This is a genomic window from Streptomyces sp. Root1310 (genome assembly GCF_001426425.1).
Lineage (GTDB): Bacteria > Actinomycetota > Actinomycetes > Streptomycetales > Streptomycetaceae > Streptomyces.
In genome coordinates, this window is sequence record NZ_LMEQ01000023.1 from 314,292 (window position 1) to 330,546 (window position 16,255).

The window sequence follows — 16,255 nt, forward strand, 5'->3', positions numbered from 1 at the left end:
CACGACGGGAACTCGCTGTTCAGCCGAGCCGTGGGGGTTCCCGTCCGTCAGGGAGCGGGACACACTAGGCTGGAACGGAAGTGACGTACCTGTTCACTGTGAGTGTCCGCGATGGAGTGCCTGGATGAGCCCGGAGTATCCGTTCGACGAGGCCGCGACGGCCCGGGCGGTCGTCGACGACTCCGGCGCGCTGATCGGGTGGAACGAGGGCGCCCGGGCCCTGCTGGGCTGGACCCCGGCCGATGTCCTGGGCCGGCCCGCCACGGAACTGCTGGCCGACGGGACATTCGACCTCACCGGTATGCGCTGGGACGGAACGGTCACTTTGCGCCATCGCGACGGCCGCCCGGTCCGGGTGTGGCTGCTCGCGCATCGCCTGACCGACCGGGCCGACGACCCCGCACAGTGGCTCGTCGTCACCCCGCTCGCCGGGGCCGACACCGGCCCGTCGGACGCCCTCCTCGCGGCGGCGGGCCTCGTCCAGTCCCCCTGCGCCGTGGCCGTCTACGACGAACGGCTGCGACTGTGCCGGATCAACGACGCGATGCGCGAGGTCATCGGACTGCCCGAGGAACGCGTCCGGGGGCTTCGGCTCGCCGAGATCGGCGGCGGGCCGCAGAGCTCGGAGCTCGAGGAACACATGCTGCAGGTGCTCACCAGCGGCCGGCCGCAGGACGTGCAGACGTACACCCGCACCGGAGGCGAGGCACGGGCCCATGCCTGGCTGGCCCGGATGGCGCCGGTCACCGACGCCGACGGCCGGATCCGGGGTGTGTGTCTGTCCGCCCACGACTTCACGGAGAACTACCTGGCACGCGAGCGGCTCCAGCTGGTCAACGAGGCCAGCGTGCGCATCGGCAGCACCCTGGACGTCCTCCGGACGGCTCAGGAGCTGGCAGAGGTCTGCGTACCCGCGCTCGCCGACTTCGTCAGCGTCGACCTGCTCGACCCGCAGGACGGCGGGGAGCCGCCGAGCCGGTTCAGCCCTCCGGTGGGGCTGCGGCGGGCCGCGCACCACTCGGTGAACGCCGGCAGCCCGGAGGCGGTGGCCAAGCCGGGCGAGGTACAGCACTACCCGGCCGGCTCCCCGCAGGCCGACTCGCTGGTCGCGGGACACACGATCATCGGCTCCCTGGCGGAGGGCGGTCTGGACGCCTGGCTCGCCTGGGACCCGGCACGCGGCGCCCGGGTGCGCGAGCTCGGCATCCACTCCACGATGTCCGTGCCGATCATGGCGCGCGGTATGACGCTCGGCGTCGCGGTCCTCACCCGGTTCCGCCGGCCGGACCCGTTCACTCCGGACGATGTGCTGCTGGCCGAGGAAATCACGGCCCGGGCCGCCGTCTGCATCGACAACGCCCGCCGGTTCTCCCGCGAGCGCGAGACGGCCCTCGCCCTCCAGCGCAGCCTGCTGCCCCGCTCGCTGCCCCGCACCGCCGCCGTCGACGCCGCCTCCCGTTATCTGCCGGCCGCCCGCGCCGGGGTCGGCGGCGACTGGTTCGACGTGATCCCGCTGTCCGGGATGCGCGTCGCCATGGTCGTCGGGGACGTCCTCGGGCACGGCATCCAGGCCTCGGCCACCATGGGAAGGCTGCGCACCGCCGTGCGTACCCTCGCCGACATCGACCTCGCCCCCGACGAACTGCTCACGCACCTGGACGACTTGGTCGTCCGGCTGTCGGAGGAGGCCGGCGCCGAGGGCAACCCGGGCGAGGTCGGCGCCAGCTGTCTGTACGCGGTGTACGACCCCGTGTCGCGGCGCTGCACGCTGGCCCGGGCCGGGCACCCCGCGCCCGTGGTGCTGCGGCCGAACGGCCCGGCCCGCCGGGTCGAGCTGCCGGCCGGTCCCGCGCTGGGGGTGGGCGGGCTGCCCTTCGAGTCGGCCGAGCTGGAGCTCGCCGAGGGCAGTGTGCTCGCCTTCTACACCGACGGCCTGATCGAGTCCCGTGAGCGGGAGGCGGACTCCGGACTGCTGCTGCTGAGCGAGACGCTGGCAGCGTACGCGGACTCCCTGGACGAGACCTGCGACCGGATCCTGCACGCCCTGCTCCCGCCCGGCGGCACCGCCGACGACGTGGCCCTGCTGCTCGCGCGCACCCGGGGCCTGCCCGCCTCCCAGGTCGCGACCTGGGACATCCCCGCCGATCCGTCGCTGGTCGCGCCGATCCGCAAGCAAGCGGTCGACCAGCTCGCCCGCTGGGGACTGAGCGAGGCCTCCTTCACCACCGAGCTGGTGGTGAGCGAACTGGTCACCAACGCCATCCGTTACGGCGCCCATCCCATCCGGCTCCGGCTGATCCATGACGCGACCACGCTGATCTGTGAGGTGTCCGACACCAGCCACACCGCCCCGCATCTGCGCCGGGCGAAGACCTGGGACGAGGGCGGCCGCGGCCTGCTGCTGGTCGCCCAGCTCACGCAGCGCTGGGGCAGCCGGCACACCCCCGAGGGCAAGACGATCTGGGCTGAGCTGAGCCTGCTCGACGAGGAGTGAGGCGCCGGCCCTTACGCTCGCTTGGCGGTCGCTTTACCCCCACGTGTTTTCATGGACGGACACCCGGACCAGTCAGTTGGGCGGGCACGATCACACCCCGCCCCCGGAGAACCCCATCAATTCCGCGCTCGCCGAAACGCTGTCCGTCGTCCTGCTCGCCGCCGCCCTGGGATGGGCCGTGCTGCGCCCCGCCGGGCGGTCCGAGGCACTCGTCGCGGTCCCCGCCGCCGCACTGGTGACAGCCCTGGGGGCGGTCTCGTCGGAGCACGCGCTGGCGGAGGCCGAGCGGCTCGGACCGGTGGTGGGCTTCCTCGCGGCGGTGCTGGTGCTGGCGCACCTGTGCGACGTAGAAGGCCTCTTCACGGCGTGCGGGGCGTGGATGGCCCGCAAGTCGGCCGGCAGCCCGCGACGCCTGCTGGTCGCGGTGTTCGTACTGGCCTCGGTGATCACCGCCGTGCTCAGTCTGGACGCGACCGTGGTGCTGCTGACGCCGGTGGTGTTCGCCACCGCCGCCCGGATGGGCGTGCGCGCCAGGCCGCACGTCTACGCCTGCGCGCACCTGTCGAACACGGCTTCGCTGCTGCTGCCGGTCTCCAACCTCACCAACCTGCTCGCGTTCGAGGCGAGCGGGCTGAGCTTCACCCGGTTCGCCGCCCTGATGGCCCTGCCCTGGGTGGTCGCGATCGTCGCCGAATACCTGGTCTTCCGGCGCTTCTTCGCCGAGGACCTGCCGGCCGCCGAGCCCGCCGCCGACGACGGCCCGGCACCCGAGCTGCCGCTGTTCGCGCTGGTCACCGTCGCGTGCACGCTCGTCGGGTTCGTGGTGGCGTCCGCCGTCGGGATCGAACCGGCCTGGGCCGCGTTCGCCGGCGCCCTGGTCATGGCCGGACGCGCGCTGATACGGCGGCGGGTGACACCGGTCGCCGTGGTGCGGGCCGCCGCGCCCGGGTTCCTGGCGTTCGTGCTGGCGCTCGGCATCGTGGTGCGCGCGGTCGTCGACAACGGGCTCGCCGACGCCCTGCGGAACCTCCTCCCGGACGGCTCGGGTCTGCTGGCCCTGCTCGCCGTCGCCGCGCTGGCCGCCGTCCTGGCCAATCTGATCAACAACCTGCCCGCGGTGCTGGTCCTGGTGCCGCTCGCCGCCCCGGCCGGGACCGGGGCGGTGCTCGCGGTGCTGCTCGGGGTGAACATCGGCCCGAACCTCACCTACGCCGGATCGCTGGCGACACTGCTGTGGCGGCGTGTGGTGCAGGCGCGTGAGGAGCGGGTCGGGCTCGGGGAGTTCACCCGGCTGGGTCTGCTCACGGTGCCGGCCGCGCTGGTCCCGGCCGTCGTGGCGCTGTGGGCCTCGCTGCAGGTGGTCGGCGTCTGACCGCCCGGGTCAGTCGCGCCCGCCGCCGAACCCGGAGCCCGAGCCGTATCCCCCGTATCCGCCGCCGTACCCGGAGCCGCCGTAGCCGTACCCGGAGCCGCCGTAGCCGTATCCCGACTGGCCGTCCCACGAGCAGGAGGGGGACGGGTAGTACGAACAGGACGGGGTGTCGGAGCCCGAGGAGGAGCCGGTGGGGCTCGTGGCGGTCGAGGTGGCGGACGGCGTCGGCGTCGGGGACTTCGCGGCCCGGGGCGTCGGGGTCGGCACCGGGGTGCCCGAGGAGGTGCTGTCGGCGCCCCAGTTGACGAACTGCATCTGCGGGTCGGGCTGCGAGGTGTCGATCACCCAGCGCTGTGCGGCGCTGTCCACCCGGTTCTTCAGGACGAGGGCGCCCGACCCGTCGGTGGCGGCCGGCGCCAGCGCGAGGTTCTGACCCGAGCGCGGGACCAGCGTGCCCTGGAGCGTGAAGTCGTACCGGACGTTCTTGGGGTCGGGCTGGGAGGCTCCCGCGCACGGGGCCAGCCGCACCGAGAAGCCCAGGTGGGAGTCGAGACACAGATCGGCGTCCGCGGCGCTGCGCACCAGCCCGTCCGGTTCGTACGACCACTGCTGGCCGGCCACCGAGGAGCAGGCGGCGAGTTCGGTCTCGGCGCCGCTGACGGCCTTGGTGCCGACGATGCCGATGCACAGCCCGGAGGCCACGTTGTGCAGGCGGCCGCGCAGGGTGCCCTGGGCGTCCTCACCGACGTCGACCCAGGACGGGTCGGAGGTGGCCGTGTCCGTCCCGGCGGCCGGGGTCTTCGCCGACGCGCTGCCCGCGCCGGGCGCGGCTCCGTCCCCGGAGCCGATGGCGGCCCACACCCCGAGCGGCAGCACGACCAGCCCGCTCACGGTCAGCACGGCGGCGGCGAGGTTGCGCCGGCGGGCGCGGCGGGCCGCCTTGTGGGCCGACCGGCTCCCGCCGGGGCGCGCGTCGGCGCCGGACCCGGCTCCGGTGCGCGCGGCGGCACCGACCCGCGATCCGATACGGGCGATCGCCCCCGCACGCCACCCCGCGCGGGGGTCCGGGCCGGCCCCGGCGCCGGGCGCGGCGGGGGCGGGGGTTCCGTCGGTGAAGGCCTCTCCCGAGTAGCTCCGGGGCTGCTCCGCGGGGGTCTCGCCGGATTCGCCGTCGCCGGCCATCCTGACCTCCACATACGCCGCGGCGGCCCAGCCCAGGATGCCCTCGGCCAGGGCGGCGCCGAGCAGACCCTCGAACTGGCGCAGCTGGTCGGCGGTGTGCAGGCAGTGCCGGCACCGCTCCAGGTGGCCGCGCAGGTCGGGGTCGAGGTCGGCCCCGCCGCGGCGGCAGGTGACGTCCAGCAGCCGGTCGTAGCGGTGGCACTCGTCGTCGGTGGCGAGTTCGCGGTGCACCTGGAGGCACTCCTCGCGCAGCCGCTCGCGGGCCCGGCGCAGTTCGACCCGGGCGCCCTCCTCCTCCAGGCCCAGCAGTCCGGCCGGGACGGCCAACGGCTCGGCCTCGACCTCGATGTGCCAGAGCAGGCAGCGCGCGGACTGCGGCAGCCGCTGGAACGCCCGGGACAGGATGCGCCGGTTCAGCGGCGGCAGCAGGCGGGCGGCGGCGCGGTCACGGTCCTCGCCCTCGGAGCGCAGCGCCGGATGCAGCAGGTCACGGCGGCCGTCTGCGTCCCATTCACCGGCGATGCGGCGCACGGTCACCAGCAGATGGGGACGCCACGCGGCGGTCGGCCCGTTCTGCCGCAGGCTCTCACCGAACAGCCGGGTGAAGGCGGCCGTGGTGAGCATGCCCGCCGCGCGCTCGCCGTCGGTGCACAGCCGTGCATAGGCGAAAGCGGGCGCCCAGTGGCGGTCCAGCAGCTCACCGACGGGATGCAGTGCGGGTGACGCCCCCGTCCACTTCTTCAGCTCGGAGCTCAGCTGTTCGTCCGTCGCGTCGAAGCGGCGCGCCGAAGGGGAATTCGACAGGCCTGCGTCATTCACGGTCTGCATTCCTTCCGGGGGCATGCGGCATAAAGTCCATACCATCGGGTTTGCGATCCCGCCCACGAAGCGGGATCGACTCGCACAGGGTTCGGCACCTCTGACGTCCGCGGGGGGGGTACCGCTCTTTTGAAGCGTGGGGGGTGTGAACGGGAGGTGTCTCGCGCGCACCGGGGAAATCGTTGTCCGGGCGCCGACAGGGCTCACCTTCGCACAGCCGGACCAGGCGGAACAAGGGATCTCACGGTTTCGTGCATTGCGCGCGGGACGAAGAATATTGACGAAACGTCAACCGCGTAACCGCTGTGGGGTGGTCACTGTATCGGTGTCCCTTTTGGTGCCCCTTTCGACGTGCCTTTCCGGACGGTAATTACCGGGCGCATTCCGTCCCGGTACGCGCCCGGCGGTGTGCCGTGGCGGGCCCGGAAGACGCGGCTGAAGTGGAACGCGCTCGCGAAGCCCGAGGCCGACGCCACCCGTTCCACGGACAGGTCGGTGCCCTCCAGCAGCCGGGCGGCATGGCTCAGTCGCGTCTCGAGCAGGGCCCGCATCGGGGAACGGCCGACCTGCTCCGTGAAGAGATGGGCGAAGCGCGAGGGCGACAACGCGACCTCCGCGGCGAGCGAGCGGACGGTGTGCGGGGCGCCGGGATCCGCCGCCATCCGCGCCTGCGCCCGGCGGACACGGTCGTCGAGACCGGGCGGGGACGCGGGAGGCCGGGCCGAGGCTGCCGCCAGCAGGACGGCCTCCTCCAGCCCGCACAGGGCGAGTTCCCGGGCCGCGGAGCCACGGGCGACCGCGATCCCCGGATCACCGGCCGGCGGTTCTGCGCCGGTCCACCGGGCGTCGGCGTGCGTCCGCCGCCAGGCTCCCTCCATCCGGTCGTGCAGGGCGGCCGGGACGGGGCCGACGGCGTACAGACCGTCCGGGCCGCCGTCGGTGGCGTAGGGACGGAGCCAGGGAGTCCAGGAGGGCCGGGCCCGACAGTGCGCCCACCAGAACCGCCAGTGCCGGGAGCCGGGTTCGACGGCGTAGACGTGCGGGACGCCGGGCGCGAGCACCACCAGGTCTCCGGCGCCCGCCCGCACCTCGCTCCCGCCCTGGCGCAGCAGGCCGCTTCCGCCCGTCGTCCAGGTGAACAGCCAACTGTCCGACCCCCGAGGCCGGTTGACGCCGTACCCGGCGTCCTCGTCGAAGTGACCGACCACCACCAGGCCGGGCGGCGGGGACGGATCCGCGGACCCGGCAGTCCTGGGCAGGTCGTCAGCACGCATGGGCATCCTCCCGGGAAGCGCGTAGGCCTAGCGTGACGGTCGAGACCAGTGGACCGAGGAGGGCAAGTATGACCGTCACGGACACCGGCGCCGCCGGAACACCCGTCCTGACCCCGGCGGGGCTGCGGCAGTACCGGGAGGACGGCTTCACCGTCGTACGCGGACTGTTCGGGCACGGCGAGGTCGACCGGCTGTGTGCCGAGTTCACGGAGTTGCACGCGGCCGGGCGGCCGGTGCCCGGGCACTTCGCACCGCGCCCCGGCTCCGCCGACCCGCTGCACGCGTACCCGAGGGTGATGCACCCGCACGAGATCAGTGCCCTCGCCCGGCAGGTGCTGCTGGACGCGCGGCTGCGCAACGTGCTGGAGGAACTGCTCGGCGAGGAGGTGCTGGCCGCGCAGAGCATGTTCTACTTCAAGCCGCCGGGCGCCCGGGGCCAGGCGCTGCACCAGGACAACTTCTATCTGCGGGTCGAGCCGGGCACCTGCGTGGCGGCCTGGCTGGCCTGCGACGTGATCGACCGGGACAACGGCGGGCTGGAGGTAGTGCCCGGCACCCACCGGACGGGGCTGTTCTGCCCCGAGGAGGCGGACGCGGAGGTGTCGTTCGCGCGCGAGTACGTGCCGCCGCCGCCCGGGCTCGCCGCGGTGCCGGTCGACATGGCGCCGGGTGACGTGCTGTTCTTCAACGGCAGCCTGGTGCACGGGTCGGGGCCCAATACCAGTGGGGACCGGTTCCGGCGGTCGTTCATCGGGCACTATGCCGGGCGGTCTGCGCGACGGATCGGCCGGTACTACCGGACGGTCTCCATGAGCGGTGAACGGGTCCCGCTGGCGGTCAGCGAGGGGGCGGGGCCCTGCGGTACCGAGTTCGCACCGCAGGGCCCGCATTAGCTCTCCGCTCGCGCGGTTCCCCGCGCCCGCGGCGGGGCGCGTTCAGTGGCCGGCGATCGGGTGGGGCCGGTAGGGCTCCTCCAGTTCCGCCAACTCCTTTTCGGTCAGCGTCAGTTCGGTGGCGGCCACCGCATCGGTGAGGTGATGGGGCTTCGCGGCTCCCACGATCGGGGCGGTCACCGTGGGCTGGTGGAGGAGCCAGGCCAGGGCGACCCGGGCACGGGGGACGCCCCGGTCGGCCGCGATGCGGGTGACCGCCTCGACGGTGGCGCGGTCGCCCTCCGGGTAGAGGGATCCGCCGAAGCCGTCCGTGGAGCTGCGGCCGGTCTCGGTGCCCCAGTCGCGGGTGAGGCGGCCGCGGGCCAGCGGGCTCCAGGGCAGTACGCCGACGCCCTGGTCCGCGCAGAGCGGCAGCATCTCGCGCTCCTCCTCGCGGTAGAGGAGGTTGTAGTGGTTCTGCATCGACACGAACCTGGTCCAGCCGTGCCGATCGGCCGTGTACTGCATCTTGGAGAACTGCCAGGCGTACATCGAACTCGCCCCGAGGTAGCGCACCTTGCCCGCCTTCACCAGGTCGTGCAGTGCCTCCATCGTCTCCTCGACCGGGGTGTGCGGGTCGAAGCGGTGGATCTGGTACAGGTCGACGTGGTCGGTGCCGAGGCGGCGCAGGCTGTGGTCGATCTCGGACAGGATCGCCTTGCGGGACAGTCCGGCGCCGTTGGGTCCGGGCCGCATCCGGCCGTTCACCTTCGTCGCGAGCACGATCTCGTCGCGGCGGGCGAAGTCGCGCAGGGCCCTGCCGACGATCTCCTCGCTGGTGCCGTCGGAGTAGACGTTCGCGGTGTCGAAGAAGGTGATGCCCGCGTCCAGGGCCTGCCTGATGAGCGGGCGCGACGCCGCCTCGTCGAGGGTCCACTCGTGCGCGCCCCGGTCGGGAAGTCCGTAGGTCATGCAGCCCAGACAGATCCTGGACACGTCCAGCCCCGTCGAACCGAGCTTCACGTACTGCATCGCGGCCGCTCCTGACATCGGTGTGGGTACGGAAGTGGAGCGTACGTCGGTCCGGCCGGACGGGCGGGACCGTGCGGCTTCGCCCGGCTCACTCGATCAGGTCCAGCGCCCGCTCCCAGTCGAACTCCTCGCCCTGGGCGCGGTCGTGGGGGTGCCCGAACCGGACGCCCATGCCGCGCAGCCGTATCAGACTGTCCCGGTAGGCGGGGTGGCGCGCGAGGGTCTCGTTCACACAGGGCAGGACCCCGACGGGGACGCCGAGACCGGAGACCTCGCACAGGGTGCCGAGGGCGAGGGTGTCGGCGATGCCCGCCGCCCATTTGTTGATGGTGTTGAAGGTGGCCGGGGCGACGAGGACCGCGTCGGGCTCGGGGAACGGCCGCGGGTCGCCGGGGCGCCGCCAGGCGGAGCGGATCGGGCGCCCGGTCTGCGCCTCGACGGCGGCGGTGTCGAAGAAGCCGTTCATGGCGTGGGGCGTCGCGATGACGCCCACGCCCCACTGCCGTTCGCGGGCGGCGGCGATCAGCCTGCCGACGTCCGCGGCGATGCCGGCGGCGCAGACGACGACGTAGAGAAAGGGCGGCTGTTCGTCCTGTTCGGTCACCCGCGCACCCTACTGAAGCGGGAAGGACAGCCCCCGTTCGGCCTCGGGGCGCGGCCCGTGGATCCGGCGGTCCGCCTCCTCGATCGGCACGTCGTCGATGCTCGCCTCCCGGCGGGTCATCAGCCCGCGCTCATCGAACTCCCACAGTTCGTTGCCGTAGCTGCGCCAGCACTGTCCGGTGGCGTCGCGCGACTCGTACTGGAAGCGGACGGCGATGCGGTGGCCGTCGTGGGCCCAGAGGTCCTTGCGGAGCGCGTACTCGTGCTCGCGGGCCCATTTGGCGGTGAGGAACTCGACGATGGCGGCACGGCCGGTGAGGAAGGTGTCGCGGTTGCGCCAGACCGAGTCCTCGGAGTAGGCGAGGGCGACCTGGTGCGGGTCGCGGGTGTTCCAGGCGTCCTCGGCGGCCTGGACCTTCCGGGCGGCGGTCTCCCGGGTGAAGGGCGGCAGGGGTGGACGGGCGTCCGGCATGGCGTCTCCTGTTGGCTCCCGAACGGTGGAGAACGAGCGTTCTCCGTCTTGGCTGCTAACGTAGAGAACGAACGTTCTCCCGTCAAGGAACCAGACCCGAGGAGCGGTGGTCGCCCGTGGACAGCGCAACGGCCCGTGAGCAGGCGCTCGACGCCGCGGAGAAGCTCTTCTACGGACGCGGCGTGCAGTCCGTCGGGATGGACGACCTCCGGGGCGCCTCGGGGGTGTCGCTCAAGCGCCTGTACCAGCTGTTCCCGGCCAAGGAGCAGTTGGTGGAGGCCTATCTGGAACGGCGTGACGTGCGCTGGCGCGGGCTGCTCGCGCAGTCCGTGGCACGGCGGGAGGACCCCCGGGAGCGGATCCTGGCCGTCTTCGACTGGCTGGCGGAGTGGTTCGGCGAGCCGGACTTCCGCGGCTGCGCCTGGATCAACGCCTACGGCGAGCTGGGCGCGACCTCGGAGCGGGTGGCAGGTCGGGTGCGCGCCCACAAGCGGGCGTTCCGCGAGTACCTCGGCGGGCTCGTGGCCGACGCGGGGCTGCCCGACGCGCTCACCGGGCCGCTGTTCCTGCTGGCGGAGGGCGCGATGGTGACCGCCGGGATCAGCGGCGGCACAGCCCCGGCGGCGGAGGCACGCGAGGCGGCGCGGCTGCTGCTGGGCCGGACCCCGGCCCCGGGTCGGTCCGGGGACGGCTGACCACCGGGCCCGGCCCGGCAGCCGACGCGGGCGGGCCTCGGAAGCGGGTGAAGCGGACACGGGGTGCGGACGGACGTGGTCGGCCCTATCGCCACCGCACCCCGCGCCCGCGCCTCATCCGGCCGGGTCGGACACCTTGATGGCGCCGACCGGGCAGGCCCGTGCGGCCTCCCGCACCATCGGGTCACCGCCGCCGCCCTCCCGGCCGGGCAGCAGGGCGCTGAAACCGTCGTCGTCCTGGGTGAAGACGCCCGGGGCCGCCAGCGCGCACTGGCCGGCGCCGATACAGACGCCCGTGTCGATGTGAATGTCCGTCACGGGAGCCTCCTACCAGGTCACGGGGAGTTCCAGCATCCCCTGGATGGTGTCGCCGGGCTTCCAGCGGACCTCGTCGGCGGGCACGGCCAACCGCAGCCCGGGGAGCCGCTCCAGGAGCGCGCCCAGGGCGATCTCCAGCTCCGCGCGGGCCAGGTTCTGGCCGAGGCACTGATGGATGCCGAAGCCGAACGCCACATGATGGCGGGCGGAGCGGTCCCAGTCGAGGGTGTCGGGTGCCGGGTAGGCGCCCTCGTCCCGGTTGATCACGGACGTCGCGAAGACCACTCCCTCCCCCGCCCGGATCCTCGTCCCGGCCACCTCGATGTCCTCGGTGGCCTGTCGCAGCAGCCCGTCCGCGATGGACAGCAGCCGCATCAACTCCTCGACGGCCGCCGGCAGCCGCGACGGCTCGGCGCGCAGCTCGGCCAGCCGCTCGGGGTGCCGGAGCAGGGCGTAGGTGCCCAGCGAGATCATGTTGGCGGTCGTCTCGTGGCCCGCGACCAGCAGGATCATGGCCAGCGCGATCGCCTCCTCCCGGTCCACGGTGCCTTCGCGCACCTGCTCGTGGACCAGGGCGTCGAGGACGCCGTCGCCGGACGGCTCCGTCAGTTTCCGGTCGATGAGCGCGCCGAGGTAGGCGTCGAGCCGGTCGCGCGCCACGCGCACCTCCTCCGGAACCCGGCTGCGCAGCAGCCGTCGCGACTGCTCCTCGAAGAACTCGTGGTCGGCGTACGGCACGCCGAGCAGTTCGCAGATCACCGTGGACGGCACGGGCAGCGCGAAGGCGTTCACGAGTTCCGCGGGCGGCCCCTGCGCGAGCATCGCGTCGATGCGCTCGTCGACGATCCGCCGGATGGCCGGGCGCAGGGCGGTGGCGCGTTTGAGGGTGAAGTTCGCGACGAGCAGGCGGCGCTGGGCGTGGTGCTCGGGGTCGTCGACGTTGAGCAGGGCCGCCCGGCGGTCGCGCAGCGCCTTGAAGCGGGGTGCGGTCGCGGGGTAGCCGGGACGGGTGCGGTCGGTCGACAGGCGGGGATCGGCGAGCAGCTCGCGGGCCGCCTCGTGCCCCGTCACCAGCCAGGCGACCCGGCCGTCGTAGAGGGTGACGCGGGCCAGCGGACGGGAGTCGCGCAGGGTGTCGTAGGCGGGGGGCGGCTGATAGGGGCAGGTGCGGTCCTGCGGGAAGGCGACGGGAGCCGGCCCGCGCCTCACCTCCGTCAGGCCCGTGGTGTCGGTCGTGTCCGTCATGGGTGACCTCGCAGACGAAGGGTGCGTCATGCCGATCTTCATTAGATGCCCCGGGCACCTATAGGGCGACGCGCAGTTCGGCCAGATCGACCAATGGGGCGGTTCGGCCGGAACCGTACGCTCCGAAGCGCCACTCTTGGGACGGCGCCGGGAAAACCGATTGCCGCCGCCCCGCCTTCACCCGCAGGATCCGGCCATGTCCACTTTCGACGCCCTCCTGCCGCCGACGTACGCCACCACCCTTCCGGCGCCCCGCCGACAGCAGCCCGGCCGTCCCCGGAGGCCCGATACCGCGCGACCGTGACGGCCGCGCTCGTCGCGGGCCTGGTCGCGGGCTACGGCATCGCCGTACCCGTCGGCGCGGTCGCGACCTACCTCGTCTCCCTCACCGCCCGCACCTCCCTGCGCACCGGGGTGTGCGCCGCGCTCGGCGTCGCCCTCGCGGACGGCCTCTACGCCCTGGTCGCCACGGTCGGGGGCGCCGCCGTCGCGGCCGTACTGCGGCCGGTGCTGACGCCGCTGCGCTGGGCCTCGGCGCTGGTCCTGCTGGCCCTGGCGGCACGCGGCGCCGTGGCGGCCGTACGCCAGTACCGGGCCCGGCGGCTCAGCACCCGGTCCGCGCCCCCTCCACCGAGCCCGGCCCGGGCCTGTCTGAGCCTGTTCGGCATCACCCTCCTCAACCCGACGACCGTGATCTACTTCGCCGCCCTGGTTCTCGGCACCGGCACCACCGCGTCCGTACGGCCGCTGGAACAGGGCGTGTTCGTGCTGGCGGCCTTTGCCGCGTCCGCGAGCTGGCAGGTGTCGCTCGCCGGTGGCGGCGCGCTGCTGGGCCGCGTGCTGACCGGACACCGGGGGCGGCTGGCGACGGCACTCGTGTCGAGCGGGGTGATGACGGTGCTGGCCGTGCGGATGGTGATCTAGGAGGCCCCGGGGCGGATGAATCTCGCGGCCGGCGGTGTTGAACCGGGTTGCGAGTCGGACGTACGTGACGCGAACGACGCGGCGCGAAGACGAAGGAGACGGATGCCATGCCTCTCGAAGGCGAGTACGAAGCCAGCCCGACCCAGTGGGTGCGCGAACAGGTGGAGCTGTACGAGCGCTCCGGCGGCACCGAGGGGACGACGCTGCTCGACACGGGACTGCCGGTCATCCTGCTGACGACCCGGGGCGCGAAGAGCGGGAAGCTGCGCAAGACGCCGCTGATGCGGGTCGAGCACGAGGGCCGCTACGCCCTGGTCGCCTCGCTGGGCGGTGCGCCGAAGCACCCGGTCTGGTACCACAACGTCAAGGCCGACACCCAGGTGGAGCTCCAGGACGGCCCCGTGAAGCAGGACATGACGGCCCGTGAGGTCACCGGCGCGGAGAAGGCCGAGTGGTGGAAGCGCGCCGTCGCCGCGTTCCCGCAGTACGCGGACTACCAGAAGAAGACGGACCGGGAGATCCCGGTGTTCGTCGTGGAGCCCGCCGCCGGCGGCTGAGACGGCCGCCGCGCGGGTGCGGAAGGTGCCCCTCCGGGCGCCGTTCGAGCGCCCTTCGAGGACTCCTCCAGGACTCCTCGACGATGCCGTAGAAAAATCTGTCACAGTGAACGCATGACGGTGCTCCCCCCGGGCACCCGACTGTCAGGCCCCGCCGCGTTCCCCCGTCGCGGCGGGGCTTTCCGCTGCCTCTCGCGCGCCCCGGTCGGTCACGTCGAGGAAGACCTGGTCCGCCTCGGGCACCTTCGCCGCGATCGAGCGCTTGATGCGCACGGCGATCTCCTCGACCCGCTCGCTGTCCAGGCCCGGCATGAGGTCGACCCGGGCCGCCACGAGGGCCGCGTCGAGGCCCATCTTCATCGTGAACAGCGCTTCCACGCTGTCGATCTCGGGCTGGGCGTCGAGCAGCGCGCGGATCCGCGCCCCGGTCTCCGGGTCGGCGGCCTCGCCGATGAGCTGGTCGCGGGCCTCGCGCCCCAGCCGGTAGGCGACGTAGACGAGCAGCGCGCCGATCGCCAGCGAGGCGGAGGCCTCCCACACGACCTGCCCGGTCACCATGTGCAGAACCATGCCGATCGCGGCCAGGGTGACGCCGAGCACGGCGGTGCCGTCCTCGGCGACGACCGTGCGCAGGGCCGGGTCGCGCAGGCCCGCGAGACCGCCCCCCTGCTTGCGTACCTGGTGCAGGGCCCGCAGCAGTGAGACGCCCTCGGCGAGGAAGGCGACACCGAGCACGATCAGGCCCACCACATAGCCGCTGAGCTCCTCGTCGACGCCCGACCGCAGGGCCTCGACGCCCTGGAAGAAGGAGAAGCAGCCGCCCATGACGAAGATCCCCACGGCGGCGAGCAGCGACCAGAAGAAGCGCTCCTTGCCGTAGCCGAAGGGGTGCCGTGCGTCGGCCGGGCGTCGGCTGCGGCGCAGTGCGGCGAGGAGGAAGACCTCGTTCAGACTGTCGGCGACGGAGTGCGCGGCCTCCGACAGCAGGGCGGGCGAGCCCGCGAACAGACCGCCCGCGGCCTTGGCCACGGCGATCACCAGGTTGGCGGCGAGCGCCACCAGGACGGTGACGCGGGTCCTGCGGTCGGCGCGCGACTCGGCGGTGCGCTCTCCTCTCCCCGGCGCCTTCTCCGCGGCCGCCCTTCCGGTGGTCGTTTCGGCGTTCCCTTCGACGTTCCCTTCGGCGGTCCGATCGGCGGTCCGATCGGCGGTCCGTGCGGTCTGGCGCTCTGCAGATGTCCCTGTCACCATCGCCGACTGCCCAGGCAGATCGGGCTCATACCGTGCCGTCGGCGGAAATCGGGGAACGCGTTCAGCAGGACATGCAGGGCACAGGACATGCACGGAAGCACGGATGCCAGCGGGAGGAACCATGAGCGGCGGGGGCGACGGCAACAGCGCGTACGGCCACAAGGCGTTCCAGCGGTCCAAGAGTCACTTCACCGACCGGATCACGGCGGACGGCCGGGACGGCTGGCCCGTGACGGCGGGCCGTTACCGTCTGGTGGTCAGCCGTGCCTGCCCGTGGGCGAGCCGGGCGGTGATCTCCCGGCGCCTTCTCGGCCTGGAGGACGCGCTGCCGATGGCGATCGCCGACCCCATCCAGGACGACCGCAGCTGGCGCTTCACCCTCGACCCGGACGGGCGCGACCCCGTCCTCGGCATCCGCTATCTCAGCGAGGCGTACGAGCGCCGGGAGCGCGACCACGGGGACGGCGTCAGCGTGCCGGCGATCGTGGACGTGCCCAGCGGCGAGCTGGTGACGAACGACTACCAGCAGCTCACCCTGGACCTCGCCACCGAATGGACGGCGCTGCACCGGCCGGGTGCCCCCGACCTCTATCCCGACGGGCTGCGCGACGAGATCGACACGGTCATGGCCGACGTGTACGAGGACGTCAACAACGGGGTGTACCGGGCGGGGTTCGCCCATGAGCAGGGCACGTACGAGCAGGCCTGCGCGGGGGTGTTCCGGCGACTGGAGCTGCTGGCGTCCCGGCTGGCCCGGCAGCGTTACCTGGTGGGGGACACGATCACCGAGGCGGACATCCGGCTGTTCACCACACTGGTGCGTTTCGACGCCGTCTATCACGGCCACTTCAAGTGCAACCGCTGGAAGCTGACGGAGAATCCGGTCCTGTGGGCGTACGCCCGGGATCTCTTCCAGACGCCCGGCTTCGGCGACACCGTCGACTTCGACCACATCAAGCGGCACTACTACCGGGTGCACACCGGCATCAACCCGACCCGGATCGTCCCCCTCGGCCCGGATCTGACCGACTGGCACGCCGCCCACCACCGCGAGGAACTCGGCGGCCGTCCGTTCGGCACCGGGACACCGCCCGGTCCGGTCCGCGTCGACGAGGAGGTTCCGGCGCGAGGGCGGCCCTGAGACC

The 16,255-nt window shown here is 73.0% G+C and carries 15 protein-coding genes; 7 read left to right on the forward strand and 8 right to left on the reverse strand.

The annotated features are described in order from the left end of the window. The first annotated feature begins 124 nt into the window (after positions 1-124). Both ASD48_RS25455 and ASD48_RS25460 read left to right on the forward strand, forming a co-directional pair. Complete coding sequence (locus ASD48_RS25455) at positions 125-2,494, forward strand: SpoIIE family protein phosphatase (protein ID WP_057604031.1); 2,370 nt, start codon at positions 125-127, stop codon at positions 2,492-2,494. 76 nt (positions 2,495-2,570) lie between these two features. Then, positions 2,571-3,866, forward strand: a complete 1,296-nt coding sequence (locus ASD48_RS25460; RefSeq protein ID WP_057604032.1) for an arsenic transporter — start codon at positions 2,571-2,573, stop codon at positions 3,864-3,866. A gap of 9 nt (positions 3,867-3,875) precedes the next feature. On the opposite strand, the gene ASD48_RS25465 is transcribed toward ASD48_RS25460, so the two are convergent. Both ASD48_RS25465 and ASD48_RS25470 read right to left on the reverse strand, forming a co-directional pair. After that, positions 3,876-5,876, reverse strand: a complete 2,001-nt coding sequence (locus ASD48_RS25465) for an RICIN domain-containing protein (protein WP_057604033.1) — start codon at positions 5,874-5,876, stop codon at positions 3,876-3,878. 305 nt (positions 5,877-6,181) lie between these two features. Then, positions 6,182-7,141: a helix-turn-helix domain-containing protein gene (locus ASD48_RS25470; RefSeq protein ID WP_057604034.1), complete on the reverse strand. Its 960-nt coding sequence runs from the start codon at positions 7,139-7,141 to the stop codon at positions 6,182-6,184. A 68-nt stretch (positions 7,142-7,209) separates the two neighbouring features. Between ASD48_RS25470 and ASD48_RS25475 the strand changes: the two genes are divergently transcribed. Then, a complete protein-coding gene (locus tag ASD48_RS25475) occupies positions 7,210-8,034 on the forward strand; it encodes a phytanoyl-CoA dioxygenase family protein (protein ID WP_057604035.1) in 825 nt (274 codons plus the stop codon). A 42-nt stretch (positions 8,035-8,076) separates the two neighbouring features. Here ASD48_RS25475 and ASD48_RS25480 read toward each other — a convergent pair whose 3' ends face one another. The 3 genes from ASD48_RS25480 to ASD48_RS25490 all read right to left on the reverse strand — a co-directional run bounded on the left by ASD48_RS25480 (position 8,077) and on the right by ASD48_RS25490 (position 10,120). After that, positions 8,077-9,045 (reverse strand): aldo/keto reductase, encoded by a 969-nt coding sequence (locus tag ASD48_RS25480; RefSeq protein WP_057604036.1) that lies wholly within the window; start codon positions 9,043-9,045, stop codon positions 8,077-8,079. Positions 9,046-9,133: 88 nt separating this feature from the next. After that, entirely contained in the window at positions 9,134-9,649 is a 516-nt protein-coding gene (locus ASD48_RS25485) for a flavoprotein (protein WP_057604037.1), read from the reverse strand. Positions 9,650-9,658: 9 nt separating this feature from the next. After that, on the reverse strand, positions 9,659-10,120 hold the full coding sequence (locus ASD48_RS25490; RefSeq protein ID WP_057604038.1) for a nuclear transport factor 2 family protein: 462 nt from the start codon (positions 10,118-10,120) through the stop codon (positions 9,659-9,661). 116 nt (positions 10,121-10,236) lie between these two features. Here ASD48_RS25490 and ASD48_RS25495 point away from each other — a divergent pair, with 116 nt between their 5' ends. Further along, a complete protein-coding gene (locus tag ASD48_RS25495) occupies positions 10,237-10,815 on the forward strand; it encodes a TetR/AcrR family transcriptional regulator (RefSeq protein WP_057604039.1) in 579 nt (192 codons plus the stop codon). A gap of 114 nt (positions 10,816-10,929) precedes the next feature. On the opposite strand, the gene ASD48_RS25500 is transcribed toward ASD48_RS25495, so the two are convergent. Both ASD48_RS25500 and ASD48_RS25505 read right to left on the reverse strand, forming a co-directional pair. Beyond that, positions 10,930-11,133, reverse strand: coding sequence for a ferredoxin (locus ASD48_RS25500; RefSeq protein ID WP_057604040.1), 204 nt, complete (start codon positions 11,131-11,133; stop codon positions 10,930-10,932). A 9-nt stretch (positions 11,134-11,142) separates the two neighbouring features. Further along, complete coding sequence (locus ASD48_RS25505; RefSeq protein WP_057604041.1) at positions 11,143-12,378, reverse strand: cytochrome P450; 1,236 nt, start codon at positions 12,376-12,378, stop codon at positions 11,143-11,145. Positions 12,379-12,678: 300 nt separating this feature from the next. On the opposite strand from ASD48_RS25505, the gene ASD48_RS25510 reads away from it, so the two are divergent. Together ASD48_RS25510 and ASD48_RS25515 are read left to right on the forward strand one after the other, a co-directional pair. Then, a complete protein-coding gene (locus tag ASD48_RS25510) occupies positions 12,679-13,302 on the forward strand; it encodes a LysE family transporter (protein WP_057604042.1) in 624 nt (207 codons plus the stop codon). A 107-nt stretch (positions 13,303-13,409) separates the two neighbouring features. Beyond that, complete coding sequence (locus tag ASD48_RS25515; RefSeq protein WP_057604043.1) at positions 13,410-13,859, forward strand: nitroreductase family deazaflavin-dependent oxidoreductase; 450 nt, start codon at positions 13,410-13,412, stop codon at positions 13,857-13,859. Between the two features lie 144 nt (positions 13,860-14,003). On the opposite strand, the gene ASD48_RS25520 is transcribed toward ASD48_RS25515, so the two are convergent. Then, positions 14,004-15,107 carry a cation diffusion facilitator family transporter gene (locus tag ASD48_RS25520; RefSeq protein WP_242432739.1) on the reverse strand — a complete coding sequence of 368 codons (1,104 nt, stop codon included), beginning with the start codon at positions 15,105-15,107 and terminating at the stop codon, positions 14,004-14,006. A gap of 124 nt (positions 15,108-15,231) precedes the next feature. Here ASD48_RS25520 and ASD48_RS25525 point away from each other — a divergent pair, with 124 nt between their 5' ends. Then, positions 15,232-16,251 (forward strand): glutathione S-transferase C-terminal domain-containing protein, encoded by a 1,020-nt coding sequence (locus ASD48_RS25525; RefSeq protein WP_057604044.1) that lies wholly within the window; start codon positions 15,232-15,234, stop codon positions 16,249-16,251. Positions 16,252-16,255 lie beyond the last annotated feature (4 nt).